Origin of the sequence: Micromonospora sp. NPDC048871 (assembly GCF_043198155.1) — a bacterium.
In the GTDB taxonomy this organism is placed as follows: Bacteria; Actinomycetota; Actinomycetes; order Mycobacteriales; family Micromonosporaceae; genus Micromonospora.
On record NZ_JBICUM010000015.1, the window covers coordinates 15,836 to 30,650 of the forward strand.

Below are 14,815 nucleotides of genomic sequence, written 5' to 3' on the forward strand. Positions count from 1 at the left end.
CGCCGGGTCAGTTGACTCCGCAGACCTCCATGCCTCCGGTCTGCTGGTCCTGGGCCAGGATGACCTGCTGGCGCTCCTGGCCACCCCCGGCGAAGGTGACGTCCACCGGCACGGTCAGGGTGGTGGTGTCCACGCTGCCGACCTGATAGGAGACGATCTGGGGCTCGGCGGCGGCGCGGCGTTCGAACTCCTGCCGGGACTCGCGCCGCTTGACCGCGTCGCAGAGCTGGTCGTACGCCTGGCCGTACTCGCCGTCGGCCAGGGCCCGGTAGTAGTCGCCGGAGACCGTACGGCCCTGCTCCTCGACCGCCTGCACCCCGCTGATCAGCAGACCGACCGCGGCGGCACCGCCACCACCGCAGCAGAGCACCAGGGCCAACGCCCCGGCACCGAGGCCGAGCCAGAGTCGGGAGCGACCCCCCTCGGTCGGCGGAGCCGCGAACGGCGGGGCCACTCCGGGGCCGGTCGGCGGGGCCGGGGGCCCGGGGTCGGCCGCACCGGGCGGGGGGAAGCCACCGTGGCCGGGGGGCCAGGGATTCTGCTGGCCGGACGGACTCTGCTGGCCGGGCAGCGGGGGGTGGGGTGGTGGGGCCGCCGGTCCGGGAACGGTCATGGGAGCCAGCGTAGTGCCCGACAGCTCAGCGGTAAGGACCCGCGGCCCGATCGCTGGCGACCACCACGACCTCCCCGTCCGGGGCGGCGCTGGCCAACGTCTCGTAGGCGGACGGCTCGTCGATGCTCTCGGCGAGCAGCGGTATCGCGGTGACCTTGACCTCGAAGCCACCGAGCGCCCGCCGGTAGGTGCCGACCGACTCCCATTCGGTGAGCAGGCACCAGTGTCGCGGGTCGTCCAGGGCCCGGACCAGTTGCCCGCGCAGGTAGCCGGGGCGGGCGGCGAGCGCCGCGAGGGCGGCGTGGGCCCGTTCGGTGAATTCCTGGGCACCGTCGTCCTCGACCACGAACCGGTTGGTCACCAGCACCGGGCACTCCTCCTCGTAAAGTCTGTGGGATGCAGCGTACGCAGCGCCAGATCGCCGCCCGCCTGGCCCGGGCCAACCCGACGACGGTGTTCCTGGTCACCCTGCTCCTGGTGCTTGTCGCGTTCTTCACCCCGGGCCCGCTGGGCGGGCTGTTCACCCTGCTGCTGGCCGCTGCGGTGGCCGCCCTGCTGGTGACGACCTGGCCGGTGCAGACGCCAGCCACCCGGGTGATCCGACTGTTGATGTTGACCCTGTTGGTCACCGTCGGCCTGGTGAAACTACTCTGATCAACCTGCCCTGACATGCAACTATGCGTTTTTGACAATCATTGTCATTGTCGCGGACAGTCGTTGCATGACCTTCCGCACCGCCTCCCGGGCGCTGGCCGCGGCCACTGCCGCGCTCGCCCTGACCCTCGTCACCGGCTGCACCGGCGACGAGGCGGCCGGCAACGACCCGGAGCGGGTTGACGTGGTGGCCGGCTTCTACCCCTTGCAGTTCCTGGCCGAGCGGATCGGCGGGAACGCCGTGGCGGTGACCAACCTGGCCCGCCCGGGCGCCGAGCCCCACGACCTGGAGCTGAACCCGCGGCAGGTCGGCCAGATCATCGACGCGGAGCTGATCGTCTTCCTGCACGGCTTCCAGCCGGCCGTGGACGAGGCGATCGAGCAGCACGGCGGCGACCACGCCTTCGACGTGGCCGAGGTGGAGCCACTGCTGGACGCCACCGCCGGTGGCCACGACCACGACCATGGTGATGACCACGACCACTCCGATGAGAAGTCCGACGGGGCGAAGGACCCCCACGTCTGGCTCGACCCGACCCGGCTGGCCACCATCGGCGACAAGCTGGCCGAGCGGCTCGGCGCGGTCGACCCGGACCACGCCGACGAGTACACCCAGCGGGCGGGCGCCCTGCGCACCGAGTTGGAGAAGCTGGACACCGAGTTCACCGAGGGGCTGAAGACCTGCCAGCGCCGGGAGATCGTGGTCAGCCACACCGCGTTCGGGTACCTGGCCCAGCGCTACCAGTTGGAGCAGATCGGCATCACCGGCCTCTCCCCCGAGGACGAGCCCTCCCCGCAGCGGCTGGCCACGGTCACCGAGGAGGCACGCGAGCACGGCGCCACCACGATCTTCTTCGAGACCCTGGTGAGCCCTAAGGTCGCCGAGACCATCGCCCGGGAGGTGGGGGCGCAGACCGCCGTGCTGGACCCCCTGGAGGGTCTGTCCGCCGAGGGCGGCGGACAGGACTACCTTTCGGTGATGCGTACCAACCTGCAGACCCTACGGACGGCGTTGAGCTGCTCGTGACGACCGAAGTCATCACTCTGACGCGCGGGGTGGTCGGCTACGAGGGCCGCCCCGTGCTGCGGGACGTCTCGCTGACCGTGGCCGCCGGTGAGGTGGTCGCGATCCTCGGCGCCAACGGCTCCGGCAAGTCCACCCTGATCCGCGCCGTGCTCGGGCTGGTCCCGCTCAGCTCCGGCTCGGTCACCCTCTTCGGGGAGCCGGCCCGCCGGTTCCGCCAGTGGCACCGCATCGGGTACGTCCCGCAGCGGCTCGGCGCGGGCAGTGGCGTACCGGCCACGGTGGGCGAGGTGGTCGCCTCCGGCCGGCTGGCCCGCCGGGGGGTGCTGCGCCCGCCGGGGCGCGCCGACCGGGAGGCCGTGGCCGAGGCGCTGCGGGCCGTCGGGCTCGCCGACCGGGCGAAGGACCCGGTGTCCACCCTCTCCGGCGGACAGCAGCAGCGCACCCTGATCGCCCGCGCCCTGGCCGGTCGGCCGGAACTGCTGGTGCTCGACGAGCCCACCGCCGGGGTGGACGCCGCCAGTCAGGAGGCGTTCGCCGAGGCGCTGCGCGCCTTCGTCGACGGCGGCGGCACCGTACTGCTGGTGGCCCACGAACTGGGCCCCCTCCAGCCCCTGATCAGCCGGGCGGTCGTCGTACACCAGGGTCTGATCGCGCACGACGGCGCGGTGCCGGAACCGGCCGGGCACCACGCGGCGCCCGACCACGACCACGTGCATCCGCACTGTCCCGAGGAACCCGCCGGGTTGTGGGGCACGAATTGAACCTCTTCCAGTACGAGTACATGCAGAACGCCCTGATCGGGGCGCTGGTGATCGGCGTGGCCGCGCCGGCGCTCGGCATCTACCTGGTGCAGCGGCGGCTGGCCCTGATCGGGGACGGCATCGGGCATGTGGCCCTGACCGGTGTCGGCGCCGGCCTGCTCTTCGGCACCTCCCCGGTGATCATGGCGGTGATCGCTGCCGTCATCGGTGCGGTGGCCATCGAGCTGATCCGGGAGCGGGGCCGTACCTCCGGGGACCTGGCCCTGGCCCTGCTCTTCTACGGCGGCATCGCCGGTGGCGTGGTCCTGGTGGGGCTGTCCGACAGCACCAGCGCGAACCTCAACGCGTACCTGTTCGGGGCCCTCACCACCACATCTCGCGGTGACCTGGCCACCATCGCGGCGCTCGGCCTGGCGGTGCTGATCACGATGATCGCCCTGCGTCCGGCGTTGTTCGCGGTCTGCCAGGACGAGGAGTACGCCCGGGTCTCCGGCCTGCCGGTGCGGGCCCTGAACCTGCTGCTGGCGGTCACCACCGCGATCACCGTGACGATCGCGATGCGGGCGGTCGGGGTCCTGCTGATCAGTGCGCTGATGGTGGTGCCGGTGGCCACCGCCCAGCAGGTCACCCGAGGTTTCCGCACCACCATGACCGCGGCGATGGCCCTCGGGCTGTTCGCCGCCGGGGCCGGCATCTGGCTGGCGGCGGTGGCCGACACCGCCCCGGGCGCCTCCGTGGTGGTGCTCGCGATCGTCTCCTTCGTGGTGGTCACCCTGCTCGCCGCCGCCTGGCGCCGGATCCGTCGGACCCGGCCCGCGCCGGAGCCCGCACCGGAGCCACACGAGGTGGTGCTCGACCGATCCTGACCAACCCGGGCTTCCTGACACTGGTTATCGTTGCGGGGTGAGCAGCGGATCCGGGTACGACGCGTACGAGGGCGCCAGTGAGCTGCTGCGTGCCCTCTCCGCGCCGATCCGGCTGGCCATCGTCAGCCAACTGGCCGGGGGCGAGCGCTGCGTGCACGAGTTGGTCGACACCCTGGGCGTCACCCAGCCACTGGTCTCCCAGCACCTGCGGGTGCTGCGCGGCGCCGGTGTGGTGCGCGGCTCCCGGCGCGGCCGGGAGATCGCGTACAGCCTGGTCGACGAGCATGTGGCACACATCGTGGCCGACGCGGTGAGCCATGCCGGGGAGGGATCATGAGCGACGGTGGTACGGCGGTCCGTAACACCCGGCAACGCTCGGCTGTCAACGCCCTGCTGGGCGAGGTGGAAGGCTTCCACAGTGCCCAGGACCTGCACGCGATGCTGCGCGAGCGCGGCGAACGGGTCGGCCTGACCACGGTCTACCGGACCCTGCAGAGCATGGCCGACGCAGGCGAGATCGACGTGATGCGCCCGCCGGGCGGCGAGCACCTCTACCGCAGGTGCAGCGAGGGACACCACCACCACCTGGTCTGCCGGGCTTGTGGTCGTACGGTCGAGGTCGCCGGCCCCACCGTGGAGACCTGGGCCGACAAGGTCGCCGCCCAGCACGGCTTCACCGACGTCAGCCACACCCTGGAGATCTTCGGCACCTGCCCCACCTGCACCCCCTGACCCTCCTCCCGGTGGGGTGAGCGTGGCAGGGTGGGCGGCGTGAAGATTTATGCCGATCGCTTTCCGGTGGCGCTGCGACAGTTGCTCACCGATCTGCTCGTCGTCGCCTGGGTGTACGTGACGATTCGTGGGGTTCTGTGGTTGCACGATCTGGTGCAGCGGCTGGCCGTACCGGGACAGAAGCTGGAAGGGGCCGGCGGTGGGCTGGCCGACAACCTGGCCGAGGCCGGTGGGAAGGTCGGCCGGGTGCCGCTGGTGGGCGACGAGTTGACCGCGCCCTTCGAGCGGGCGGCCGAGGCGGCCCGGTCCCTCGCCGAGGCCGGGCAGGACCAGCAGGAACTCGTCGATCAACTGGCTCTGGCGCTGTCCGTCGGGATGGCGATCGTACCGCTCGGGCTGGTGGTGTTCGGGTGGCTGCCGCTGCGGGTGCGCTGGATGCGTCGGGCCGGCTCGGCGGCGGCACTGGCCACCGCACCCGCCGGGCGGGACCTGCTCGCGCTGCGCGCCCTGTCCACCCAGCCGATCCGCCGACTCACCCGCATCGACCCCGACGTGGCGCAGGCGTGGCGGCACGGCGACGAGCAGACCATCACCGCCCTGGCCGCCCTGGAACTACGCCACCTCGGCCTGCGCACCCCCACCACCCCACCGACCTCCTCCCCCACCCGCCCGCGTTGATCAAGAGGTTTGCGGCGCGGATCCTGCCGCAAACCTCTTGATCAACAGGGGCGGGGTCAGTCGTTGGACAGGCCGCTGGGGTCTTCGTCGTCGTCGATGTCGTCGTCGCCCCAGTTGCGGCGGGAGAACGGCAGGATCAGCCAGAAGGTGAGGAACCAGAGGCCGGTGACCGCGCTGAGCAGGAAGGCGATCGGCCGGGCCAGCACGAAGTCCGTGATCAGCAGGACCGAGCTGACCATCGCGATCAGCATCAGGGCCAGGCCACCGGAGGCCATCCGGTGGGCGAACCGGACCAGATCCGGCTTACGTCCCTGGCGGAACAGTGCCCGGTGGAACGCCACCGGCGAGATGATCATCGCGGTGGCGCCGGCCGCCGCGAGCAGGGCGACGATGTAGACGTCCCGCTGGAACGGGGTGGTGTCGTCGAAGCCGTTGCTGAACGGCAGGGTCAACAGGAAGGCGAAGAGGATCTGTACGCCGGTCTGTGCTACCCGCAACTCCTGCAACAGGTCGGCGAAGTTGCGCTGCCATCGCTGCTTCTCGGTTTCCTTGGACACCGCTGACCTCCGGGGGTACGGCACGCCGTCGGCGCGATTCGGCGACGGCGGCAACGCTGATTGCCCCACCGCCCTCGTTCCGAAACCGCCTCCGACAGCAACCGCCCGCCGTACTCAGGCGACGGAACGGACCCGGGTCACGATGGCCTCGGCCAGTCGGGTCGGTACCTGGTCCGGAATCCAGTGGCTGACCCCGGCCAGTTCCACGAACCGGTAGTCCCCACGTACGTGGCTAGCGCAGGCCTCGGCGGCGGTACGCCCGATCGCCACGTCCCGGTCGCTCCACACGAAGGTGGTCGGCACGGTCACCGGGCCGATCGCCGCCAGGTCCGCCTGGGACATCGCCCGGTACCAGTTCAGGGCGGCGGTCAGGGCGCCGGGTTCGCGCATCGGTTCGGCGTACGTGGACACCCGCGCCGGATCCCCGACCCCGCGCAGCATCCCGCGCAGCCCTCGGGCCTTCAGGGCAAGCAGGGTCTTCTCGGCCACCCCGGGCCGACGGAACAGCATCATGTACGCCGAGCGCGCCTTCTGCTGCGAGTCCTCGGCGAGGGCGTACGCCATGGCGGCCGGATGGGGCACGGAGACGGCGGTCAGGGTGCGGACCCGCTCCGGATGCCCGGCGGCCAGCGCCCAGGCGACCACGGCACCCCAGTCGTGCCCCACCACATGGGCGGAGTCGACACCGAGGGCGTCCAGGATGGCGGCCGCGTCGGCTACCAACTCCGCCAGCCGGTACGCCTCCACGGAGGTCGGGCGGGCACCCGGGGAGTAGCCGCGCTGGTTGACCGCGTAGGTGCGCAGAGCGGCCACGTGCAGGGTCGTCGTCACGTCGTTCCACTCGCCCGCGTGCTGCGGGAAACCGTGCAGCAGCAGCACCGGTGCACCGTCCTGCGGGCCACCGGCGACGACGTCGAACCGCAGACCTCGGGCGTCGATGTGCATGAACGGCAGCCTACCGAGGTCGGCGCTCAGTCGTACTGCTGCTTGGGGGTGGGTATCCGCCGCCAGGACTCGACCTGGAGGTACGGGATCTCGGCGTCGTTGACCGGGTCACGACCGATCCGGTCGCTGTACCGGCCGACCACCTCCACCCAGGTGTCGTCCGGCAACCCGACCGGCACCTCGCCGGTGAGCCCGAGCTTGACCGGCCGCCCGTCGGCCGCGCAGCAGGACAGCACCATGCGGGCCAGAATCGGTCGGCCGTCCCCGCCGGTGGTGAGGAAGCCGGTCAACTGCACCCGCCGGTCGCCGATCGAGGCGCCCCGGTCGAACAGGGCCCGCGCCGCGTAGTCCAGGACGCTGACCGGTGCCGGGTCGGCGTCGGGCAGGGGCGGGTAGTCCGACTGTCGCGGGGCGTTCAGGGCGGTGCCGGACTGGCTGGCCGCGTACGAGCCCAGAGCTGGTGGGGCCACCAGCAGCAGGCCGAGCACCGGCAGGATGAGCAGCCAACCCACCCGGGGTTCGTGGTGGGGGTGCCCGTCATGCTCCACGGCGGGATCATCGGCGGCCGGGCGCAGCTCGTACCACAGGGTCATGATCGCGGCGACCACCAGCAGCAGGCCGGCGGCGATCAGGAAGGGTCGCAGCCCTTCCTTGACATAGCGCAGGTAGAGGTCGGTGAGGCTGGCCCGCAGCACCGCCCCGCCGAACAGCAGCAGGAGCACCCCCTGGGCCTGCCGGTTCACAGCAGCACCACCCCGACCCCGGCGGCGACCAGCAGGGCCACCGCGAAGGTGGCCGGGGCGAACCGGAAGGCGAATCGGCGCCCGAAGACACCGGCCTGCATCGAGATCAGCTTGAGGTCGACCATCGGCCCCACCACCAGGAAGACCAGTCGGGAGGTCAGGGAGAACTGGGACAGCGAGGCCGCCACGAAGGCGTCCGCCTCGGAGCAGAGCGACAACAGTACGGCGAGAATCGCCAGCACCAGGACGGACAGCCAGGGGTTGTCGGCGAGGGTCTGCAACCATCGTTCCGGCACCAGGACGTTGATGCTGGCGGCGGCCATCGCACCGAGCACCAGGAAGCCACCGGCCTGGGTGACGTCGTGCCGGACGGCGGCCCAGAAGGCCCGACCCCGGCGGGGGTCCTCCAGCTCCGGTCGGCGCGGCATCCTGATCCACTCGGTGCGACCCAGTCGCAGCCACAGCCAGCCCATCACCATGGCCACCACGAGGCTGGCCAGGCCTCGGGCGAGGACCATCTCGGGGTTGTTCGGGAAGGCGACCGCGGTGGCGGTCAGCACGATCGGGTTGACCGCCGGTGCGGCCAGCAGGAAGGCCAGGGCGGCGGCCGGGGTGACCCCCCGGCGGATCAGGGAACCGGCGATCGGTACGGAGCCGCACTCGCAGCCGGGCAGCACCACCCCGGCCGCGCTGGCCGCCGGTACCGCCAGGGCCGGGTGTCGGGGCAGCGCCCGGGCCCAGAACGACCGGGGTACGAAGACCGCGATCACGGCCGAGAGCAGCACTCCGAAGACCAGAAAGGGCACCGCCTGCACCATGATCGAGACGAACACGGTGGTCCAGGTCTGCAGGCGCGGATCGTCCAACGCCCCGGCCAGCGGATCACGGAAGATGACCAGCAGGATCAGCAGCCCGGCCAGCACCTCCACGGAGCCGACCCGGTCACCGACCCATCGCCGCAGCACCCCACTGCCCGGCTGAGGCACGGGGTCGGTGGCGGTGCCGGTCGGACCGTTCTGCGGTTCGTCGACCGGTACGGCTTGATTCGTGTCTGTGCTCACCCTGCCGTCTCTTCACCCCGATGGTTCGGCGGGCTGAGAGTACCGGCCGGGGACGGTGAGGTCGATGGATGTCGGCCAAACGGGGGGATCCGCCGGGTGGGCGTACCCCCTTGGCGACCTCGACCGGGCCGCACCCGGCCCGACCTGCTAGATCACGTTGCCTGTTGATCTTTAAAGGTGTTAGCGTCGGCGAGACAACTTCACCTCCGACAGGGGAGCGCACAGCGCTGAGAGTGCGGGTTCGCCCGCAGACCCTCCGTACCTGATCTGGGTAATGCCAGCGCAGGGAGTTCGGTCCACCTCCTGCCCGCCACGGCCCGGTGCCGTCGGGCGCGGCGTGCGTCTTACCTGGTTCGACACTGGACTGGGAGCAATCATGAGCCAACCGACCACCAACCGGTGGCGCACCATCGACATCGTCGTGGCCGCAGTGATCGCGGTCGCCTTCGGCGTGATCTTCTGGGCCTGGGGCGCGGTCTGGCGGGTCGCGGACCCCGCCTTCGCCTTCTTCCCGGCCAGCCAGGCCATCATGTACGGGGTCTGGCTGGTCCCGGCGGTGCTCGGCGGGCTGGTGATCCGTAAGCCGGGTGCCGCGCTGTTCTGCGAGGCGGTCGCGGCTACGGTCTCCGCACTGCTGGGCTCGGAGTGGGGCGGTGTCACCATCGTCCAGGGTCTGATCCAGGGTCTCGGTGCGGAACTCGCCTTCGCCGCCTTCCGGTACCGCTCCTTCCGGCTGCCGACCGCACTGCTGGCCGGCGCGCTGACCGGTCTGGGTGCCGCCCTGTTCGACTTCTTCGTCTGGAACACCGCGTACGAGCTGGGCAGCTACCGGATCCCGTACGCGCTGCTCACCGTGGTCAGCGCCACCGTGGTAGCCGGCGCCGGCGGCTACGCCCTCACCAAGGCGCTCGCCGGCACCGGCGTCCTGGACCGCTTCCCCGCCGGCCGCAACCGCCCCCTCGTCTAACACCACCCTTCACTCCTGTTGATCAAGAGGTTTGCGTCTGGCGAGCCGCGATTCCAGACGCAAACTTCTTGATCACCGCAACGATCGGGGGTGGGGGTTGGGAAGCAGTGAGGGGAGGAGAGGAGTGGTGGGGGTGGGTGGGGTTTGGGTGCGGGGGTTTGGGTGGCGGCATGCGGGGCGGCGGGCCTGGGCCCTGCGGGGGGTGGACCTGCGGGTGCGGCGGGGCGAGCGGGTGTTGCTGCTCGGGCCCTCCGGGGCGGGCAAGAGCACTCTGCTGGCGGCGCTGGCGGGGCTGCTGCCGGAGGACTCCGGTGAGCAGGAGGGCACCATCGAGATCGACGGTCGCCCCCCGACCGAGACCCGGGAACGGGTCGGCATCGTCTTCCAGGATCCGCAGTCCCAACTCGTCATGGCCCGCAGCGGCGACGATGTGGCGTTCGGGCTGGAGAACCGGGGGGTACCGGCGGCCCAGATCTGGCCCCGGGTGGACGAGGCGCTGCACCGGGTCGGGTTCCCGTACCACCGGGACCGCCCCACCGCGGCACTCTCCGGCGGCGAACAGCAGCGGCTGGCCCTGGCCGGGGCCCTAGCACTCCGCCCCGACCTGCTGCTGCTCGACGAGCCCACCGCCAACCTCGACCCGGCCGGGGCGGACCTGGTCCGCACCGCGATCGCCCGCGCGGTCGGCGGCGACACCACCCTGATCCTGGTCGAGCACCGGATCTCCGACGCCCTGCCCCTGGTGGACCGGGTGGTGGTACTCGAACCCGGCGGCGGGGTGCGGGCCGACGGCCCACCGGATCAGGTCTTCGCCGCCCACGGGGACGCCCTGGCCGCCGAGGGGGTCTGGGTGCCGGGCCGCCAGCTTCCCCCGCGCCAGGCCACCACCCCGGCCGGCGAGGTGTTACTCACCGCCGACGGGCTCGGCCAGCCGCCCCGGCTGGCCTCCACCGATCTGACCGTACGCGCAGGTGAGGCGCTGGCCGTGCTCGGTCCCAACGGTGCCGGCAAGTCCACCCTGGCGTTGCTGCTCGGCGGACTGGGCAAGCCGGGTACCGGACGGCTGTCGGCCAGCGCGGAGCTGGCCGGGGCGGACGCCCACCGGCCACCGCACCGCTGGCGCGCACCGGCACTGGCCCGCCGGATCGGCTCGGTGTTCCAGGATCCGGAGCACCAGTTCGTCACCAGTACGGTCTTCGACGAACTGGCCCTGGGCCCCCGGCGTACCGGTGCCGGCGAGGCGACGATCCGCGACCGGGTGGACGAGTTGCTGCACCGGCTGCGGTTGGACAAGCTGGCCGGGGCCAACCCGTACACCCTCTCCGGTGGCGAGGCGCGGCGGCTGAGTGTGGCGACCGCGCTGGCCACCGCGCCCCGGCTGTTGATCTGCGACGAGCCCACCTTCGGGCAGGACCGGCGGACCTGGCGGGAGTTGGTGGACCTCTTCGCACAGCTGCGCGACGGCGGCCACGGCCTGGTGACGGTCACCCACGACGCCGACTTCGTCGCCGCACTGGCCGACCGCACCCTGACGCTGCAGCCGACTGGCGAGACCCGGCGGGCGGCGGAGGATCGATGATCGACCTTGAACCGGTCGCCCGGCCGGACGCCCCGCTGGCCCGCCGCAATCCGGTGGCCAAGCTGGCCGCGGCGCTGCTGTTCGCGTTCCCGCTGCTGGCGACGCTGGATCCGGTGACACCGGCGATCGCCCTGGCGGTGGAATTGGCGGTACTGCCGTTGTTCGGGGTGCGTTACCGGGTGCTGTTCCGCCGGGCCTGGCCGTTGTTGATCGCCGCTGGTGGGGTACTGGTGGCGCTGGTGCTGTTCGCCGCTGACCGGTCGGGCCGGGTACTGCTCGACGCCGGACCGGTCATGGTCACCTCCTCGGTGCTGTTCACCGCCCTCGGCCTGGTGCTGCGCCTGTTCGCGGTAGCCCTGCCCGGAGTGATCGTCTTCGCCACCACCGATCCGACCGAGCTGGCCGACGCACTGGTGCAGAACGCGAAGGCCCCGGCCCGGTTCGCCATCGGCGCGCTGGCCGCCTTCCGGCTGTTGCCGCTGCTCGGTCAGGAATGGCAGATGATCGTCATGGCCCGCCGGGCCCGGGGTGTGGAGGCCGGACTCAACCCGGTGGCCAAGCTGCGGCTGTTCATGTCGACCGCGTTCACCCTGCTGGTCGGGGCGATCCGCCGGGGCACCCGGCTGGCGGTCGCCATGGACGCCCGGGGTTTCGACTCCACCGCCCCGCGCACCTTCGCCCGCCGTCAAGCCTTCGGCACCGCCGACTGGCTGCTGCTCATCTGCGCCCCCGCCCTGGCCGCCGCCGCCCTCACCATCAGCATCACCCTAGGCACCTTCACCCCCCTGACCCCCTGACCCACTCCTCCCACACCCCGCCCCGCCCCCGCCCCGCCGATCATGCAGTTTTTGTCCCCGCATAAGGGATATTCTTCGCGCAATGGCGACCGAAACTGCATGATCGACGAGGCAGGGGGCGGGTGAGGCGAGCCTGGTGGGGTGCGGGGTGCGACCACATGGTGACCAGGGGTGGGGGTTGACGCGGGTGGCCATCGAAGCGCGCTACGGTCGCAGCACTACTGACAGACGCGGAAGGTGGCGACGAGGATGGCGGATCGGGCTACGGCGCAGATCGGTGTGACCGGGCTGGCGGTGATGGGTCGAAATCTGGCCCGCAACCTGGCCCGCAACGGGTTCACCGTGGCGTTGCACAACCGCTCGCCGGAGCGGACCCGGTCGCTGGTGGCCGAGCACGGCGACGAGGGCACCTTCGTCCCGACGGAGTCCCTTGCGGACTTCGTCGCCGCGCTGGAACGCCCCCGCGCCGTGATCATCATGGTCAAGGCGGGCGGCCCCACCGACGCGGTGATCGACGAACTGGTGCCGCTGCTCGAAGAGGGCGACATCATCATCGACTGCGGCAACGCGCACTTCGCGGACACCCGTCGGCGGGAGGAGGCGCTGCGGGCCAAGGGGCTGCACTTCGTCGGCACCGGGGTCTCCGGTGGCGAGGAGGGTGCCCTGTGGGGGCCCAGCATCATGCCGGGTGGCTCCGCCGAGTCGTACCGGAAGCTGGGGCCGATCTTCGAGAAGATCGCCGCGCAGGTCGACGGTGAGCCGTGCTGCCAGCACGTCGGGCCGGACGGCGCCGGGCACTTCGTCAAGATGGTCCACAACGGCATCGAGTACGCCGACATGCAGCTCATCGCCGAGGCGTACGACCTGCTGCGGGCCGGGCTGGGCGCGACGCCGTCGGAACTCGCGGAGATCTTCCGGGAGTGGAACACCGGCGAGCTGGAGTCGTTCCTGATCGAGATCACCGCCGACGTGCTGGCCCACACCGACGCCGCCACCGGCGAGGCCTTCGTGGACATCGTGCAGGACCGGGCCGAGCAGAAGGGCACCGGCCGGTGGACCGTCCAGATCGCCCTCGACCTGGGCATCCCGATCACCGGCATCGCCGAGGCGACGTTCGCCCGGTCGCTGTCCGGGCACGTCGGGCAGCGCGAGGCCGCCCTCCGGGCCTTCCCCGGCAGCGGGGAGAAGCTCCAGGTCAGTGACCGCGAGGCGTTCATCGAGGACGTACGCCGGGCCCTGCTGGCCTCGAAGATCGTCGCGTACGCCCAGGGCTTCGATCAGATCCGCGCCGGCAGCGCCGAGTACGACTGGAACATCGACCTCGGCGGCACCGCCCGCATCTGGCGGGGCGGCTGCATCATCCGGGCCCGCTTCCTGGACCGGATCAAGCAGGCGTACGACGAGCAGCCGGACCTGCCCACCCTGCTGGTGGCGCCGTGGTTCGCCGACACCGTGCGCGACGGGGTGCCGAGTTGGCGGCGGGTGGTGGCCGAGGCGGCCCAGGCCGGGGTCCCGACCCCCGCCTTCGCCTCCTCCCTGGCCTACTTCGACGCGCTGCGCGCCGAGCGGCTACCGGCCGCCCTGATCCAGGGCCTGCGGGACAACTTCGGGGCGCACACCTACCGCCGGGTGGACCGCGAGGGGTCCTTCCACACCCTGTGGGCCACCCCGGACCGCGCCGAGGTCGAAGCCTGAGGCCACCCGAGTGAACACCGACGCGCCCTGTCCCGAATGAGCGGGGCAGGGCGCGTCGGGTTACCGGATCAGAAGAAGCGGCGACGCCGGGCCTTCTGGGGGCGCAGCAGGTCGGCTCCCCGGGTGAGCATGCGGCTGGCCCCGGAAGGACCGCGTCGCGACTCCAGAGAGTGGCTGAGTCGGCGAGCACCTGCGGCCGCCAACGGAACCGCCACGGCCATCACCGCCCACTGGGCTACACGCTTGCGCATCATGTGGGTTCACCTCCGTCAGTGGCTGCTGTCAGGGGTGGTACCCAGACCCGGCGGACACTATGCGTTCAGGTGGTCGGCGCCACCGGGTTGGGTAGCGCCCCACCGAAGCGACGGTCCCGCTGGGCGTACAGCTCGCAGGCGTACCACAGATGGCGGCGGTCGAAGTCCGGCCAGAGGGTGTCCAGGAAGACCAGTTCGGCGTACGCGCTCTGCCAGAGCAGGAAGTTCGAGGTGCGCTGCTCCCCGGAGGGCCGCAGGAACAGGTCCACCTCGGGCACCTCGGGGTGGTAGAGGTACCGCCCGATGGTCTTCTCGGTGACCTTCGCCGGGTCCAGTCGGCCGGCGGCCACATCCCGGGCGATCGCGGCGGCGGCGTCGGCGATCTCGGCCTGCCCGCCGTAGTTGACACAGAACTGGAGGGTCAGGGTGGAGTTGCCCCGGGACATCTCCTCCGCGGTCTGCAACTCGGTGATCACGCTCTTCCACAGCCGCCCGGCCCGACCGGACCAGACCACCCGTACCCCCAGGTCGACCAGCTGGTCCCGACGACGCCGGATGACGTCCCGGTTGAAGCCCATCAGGAAGCGGACCTCGTCCGGCGAGCGCCGCCAGTTCTCCGTGGAGAAGGCGTACGCGGACAGGTAGGGGATGCCCATCTCGATGGCCCCCTCGACGGTGTCGAAGAGGGAGAACTCCCCGGCCTCGTGTCCCTTGGTGCGGGGCAGCCCGCGCTCCTTGGCCCACCGGCCGTTGCCGTCCATCACCACGGCGACATGCTGGGGCACCGCCGCCGGCGGCAGCGCCGGCGGCCGGGCACCCGAGGGGTGCGGGGTCGGCGGCACCGGCTCACGTCGGCCGGCCCTGGTGGATCGGATCACTCGGCTCT

At 71.6% G+C, this 14,815-nt stretch carries 19 protein-coding genes and 1 riboswitch; of the genes, 11 read left to right on the forward strand and 8 right to left on the reverse strand.

What is annotated here, in order from left to right; genetic code table 11:
• Positions 1 to 7 precede the first annotated feature (7 nt).
• Together ACGFIK_RS24700 and ACGFIK_RS24705 are read right to left on the reverse strand one after the other, a co-directional pair.
• Complete coding sequence (locus ACGFIK_RS24700) at positions 8 to 454, reverse strand: hypothetical protein (protein ID WP_327027011.1); 447 nt, start codon at positions 452 to 454, stop codon at positions 8 to 10.
• Positions 455 to 638: 184 nt separating this feature from the next.
• The gene (locus ACGFIK_RS24705; RefSeq protein WP_327024545.1) at positions 639 to 980 is read right to left on the reverse strand and encodes an antibiotic biosynthesis monooxygenase; all 342 of its coding nucleotides are present in this window, start codon (positions 978 to 980) and stop codon (positions 639 to 641) included.
• A 29-nt stretch (positions 981 to 1,009) separates the two neighbouring features.
• Between ACGFIK_RS24705 and ACGFIK_RS24710 the strand changes: the two genes are divergently transcribed.
• The 7 genes from ACGFIK_RS24710 (at position 1,010) to ACGFIK_RS24740 (ending at position 5,331) form a co-directional block, all read left to right on the forward strand.
• A complete protein-coding gene (locus ACGFIK_RS24710; RefSeq protein ID WP_327024544.1) occupies positions 1,010 to 1,267 on the forward strand; it encodes a hypothetical protein in 258 nt (85 codons plus the stop codon).
• 67 nt (positions 1,268 to 1,334) lie between these two features.
• A complete protein-coding gene (locus ACGFIK_RS24715; protein ID WP_393341544.1) occupies positions 1,335 to 2,294 on the forward strand; it encodes a metal ABC transporter substrate-binding protein in 960 nt (319 codons plus the stop codon).
• Positions 2,291 to 3,055, forward strand: a complete 765-nt coding sequence (locus ACGFIK_RS24720) for an ABC transporter ATP-binding protein (RefSeq protein ID WP_327024542.1) — start codon at positions 2,291 to 2,293, stop codon at positions 3,053 to 3,055. Before ACGFIK_RS24715 ends, ACGFIK_RS24720 begins: the two co-directional genes overlap by 4 nt.
• A complete protein-coding gene (locus tag ACGFIK_RS24725; RefSeq protein WP_327027009.1) occupies positions 3,052 to 3,921 on the forward strand; it encodes a metal ABC transporter permease in 870 nt (289 codons plus the stop codon). The genes ACGFIK_RS24720 and ACGFIK_RS24725 overlap by 4 nt, the downstream gene beginning before the upstream one ends.
• A 37-nt stretch (positions 3,922 to 3,958) precedes the next feature.
• The gene (locus ACGFIK_RS24730) at positions 3,959 to 4,258 is read left to right on the forward strand and encodes a metalloregulator ArsR/SmtB family transcription factor (protein WP_327024541.1); all 300 of its coding nucleotides are present in this window, start codon (positions 3,959 to 3,961) and stop codon (positions 4,256 to 4,258) included.
• Positions 4,255 to 4,653: a Fur family transcriptional regulator gene (locus tag ACGFIK_RS24735; protein WP_393341547.1), complete on the forward strand. Its 399-nt coding sequence runs from the start codon at positions 4,255 to 4,257 to the stop codon at positions 4,651 to 4,653. Before ACGFIK_RS24730 ends, ACGFIK_RS24735 begins: the two co-directional genes overlap by 4 nt.
• 39 nt (positions 4,654 to 4,692) lie before the next feature.
• The gene (locus ACGFIK_RS24740; RefSeq protein ID WP_327024539.1) at positions 4,693 to 5,331 is read left to right on the forward strand and encodes a hypothetical protein; all 639 of its coding nucleotides are present in this window, start codon (positions 4,693 to 4,695) and stop codon (positions 5,329 to 5,331) included.
• A gap of 56 nt (positions 5,332 to 5,387) precedes the next feature.
• On the opposite strand, the gene ACGFIK_RS24745 is transcribed toward ACGFIK_RS24740, so the two are convergent.
• The 4 genes from ACGFIK_RS24745 to ACGFIK_RS24760 form a co-directional block, all read right to left on the reverse strand.
• A complete protein-coding gene (locus tag ACGFIK_RS24745) occupies positions 5,388 to 5,888 on the reverse strand; it encodes a DUF6328 family protein (RefSeq protein WP_327024538.1) in 501 nt (166 codons plus the stop codon).
• Positions 5,889 to 6,002: 114 nt separating this feature from the next.
• Positions 6,003 to 6,833, reverse strand: a complete 831-nt coding sequence (locus ACGFIK_RS24750) for an alpha/beta hydrolase (protein ID WP_327024537.1) — start codon at positions 6,831 to 6,833, stop codon at positions 6,003 to 6,005.
• A gap of 26 nt (positions 6,834 to 6,859) precedes the next feature.
• Positions 6,860 to 7,576, reverse strand: coding sequence for a TIGR03943 family putative permease subunit (locus tag ACGFIK_RS24755; protein ID WP_357531634.1), 717 nt, complete (start codon positions 7,574 to 7,576; stop codon positions 6,860 to 6,862).
• Positions 7,573 to 8,562: a permease gene (locus tag ACGFIK_RS24760; protein ID WP_327027008.1), complete on the reverse strand. Its 990-nt coding sequence runs from the start codon at positions 8,560 to 8,562 to the stop codon at positions 7,573 to 7,575. Before ACGFIK_RS24760 ends, ACGFIK_RS24755 begins: the two co-directional genes overlap by 4 nt.
• Positions 8,563 to 8,838: 276 nt before the next feature.
• A riboswitch (TPP riboswitch) is annotated at positions 8,839 to 8,944 on the forward strand.
• Positions 8,945 to 9,013: 69 nt separating this feature from the next.
• Between ACGFIK_RS24760 and ACGFIK_RS24765 the strand changes: the two genes are divergently transcribed.
• From ACGFIK_RS24765 to gndA, 4 genes are all read left to right on the forward strand, one after another.
• Positions 9,014 to 9,604, forward strand: coding sequence for an ECF transporter S component (locus tag ACGFIK_RS24765; RefSeq protein ID WP_327024535.1), 591 nt, complete (start codon positions 9,014 to 9,016; stop codon positions 9,602 to 9,604).
• Between the two features lie 133 nt (positions 9,605 to 9,737).
• The gene (locus ACGFIK_RS24770) at positions 9,738 to 11,183 is read left to right on the forward strand and encodes an ABC transporter ATP-binding protein (RefSeq protein ID WP_327024534.1); all 1,446 of its coding nucleotides are present in this window, start codon (positions 9,738 to 9,740) and stop codon (positions 11,181 to 11,183) included.
• On the forward strand, positions 11,180 to 11,980 hold the full coding sequence (locus ACGFIK_RS24775; protein ID WP_327024533.1) for an energy-coupling factor transporter transmembrane component T: 801 nt from the start codon (positions 11,180 to 11,182) through the stop codon (positions 11,978 to 11,980). Before ACGFIK_RS24770 ends, ACGFIK_RS24775 begins: the two co-directional genes overlap by 4 nt.
• Positions 11,981 to 12,229: 249 nt before the next feature.
• Positions 12,230 to 13,675 carry an NADP-dependent phosphogluconate dehydrogenase gene (gene gndA, locus ACGFIK_RS24780; protein ID WP_327024532.1) on the forward strand — a complete coding sequence of 482 codons (1,446 nt, stop codon included), beginning with the start codon at positions 12,230 to 12,232 and terminating at the stop codon, positions 13,673 to 13,675.
• A 68-nt stretch (positions 13,676 to 13,743) separates the two neighbouring features.
• Here the strand turns inward: gndA and ACGFIK_RS24785 are convergent, their stop codons facing one another.
• The gene (locus ACGFIK_RS24785; RefSeq protein WP_327024531.1) at positions 13,744 to 13,929 is read right to left on the reverse strand and encodes a hypothetical protein; all 186 of its coding nucleotides are present in this window, start codon (positions 13,927 to 13,929) and stop codon (positions 13,744 to 13,746) included.
• 65 nt (positions 13,930 to 13,994) lie between these two features.
• On the reverse strand, positions 13,995 to 14,771 hold the full coding sequence (locus ACGFIK_RS24790) for an isoprenyl transferase (RefSeq protein WP_327027006.1): 777 nt from the start codon (positions 14,769 to 14,771) through the stop codon (positions 13,995 to 13,997).
• Between the last annotated feature and the right edge of the window lie 44 nt (positions 14,772 to 14,815).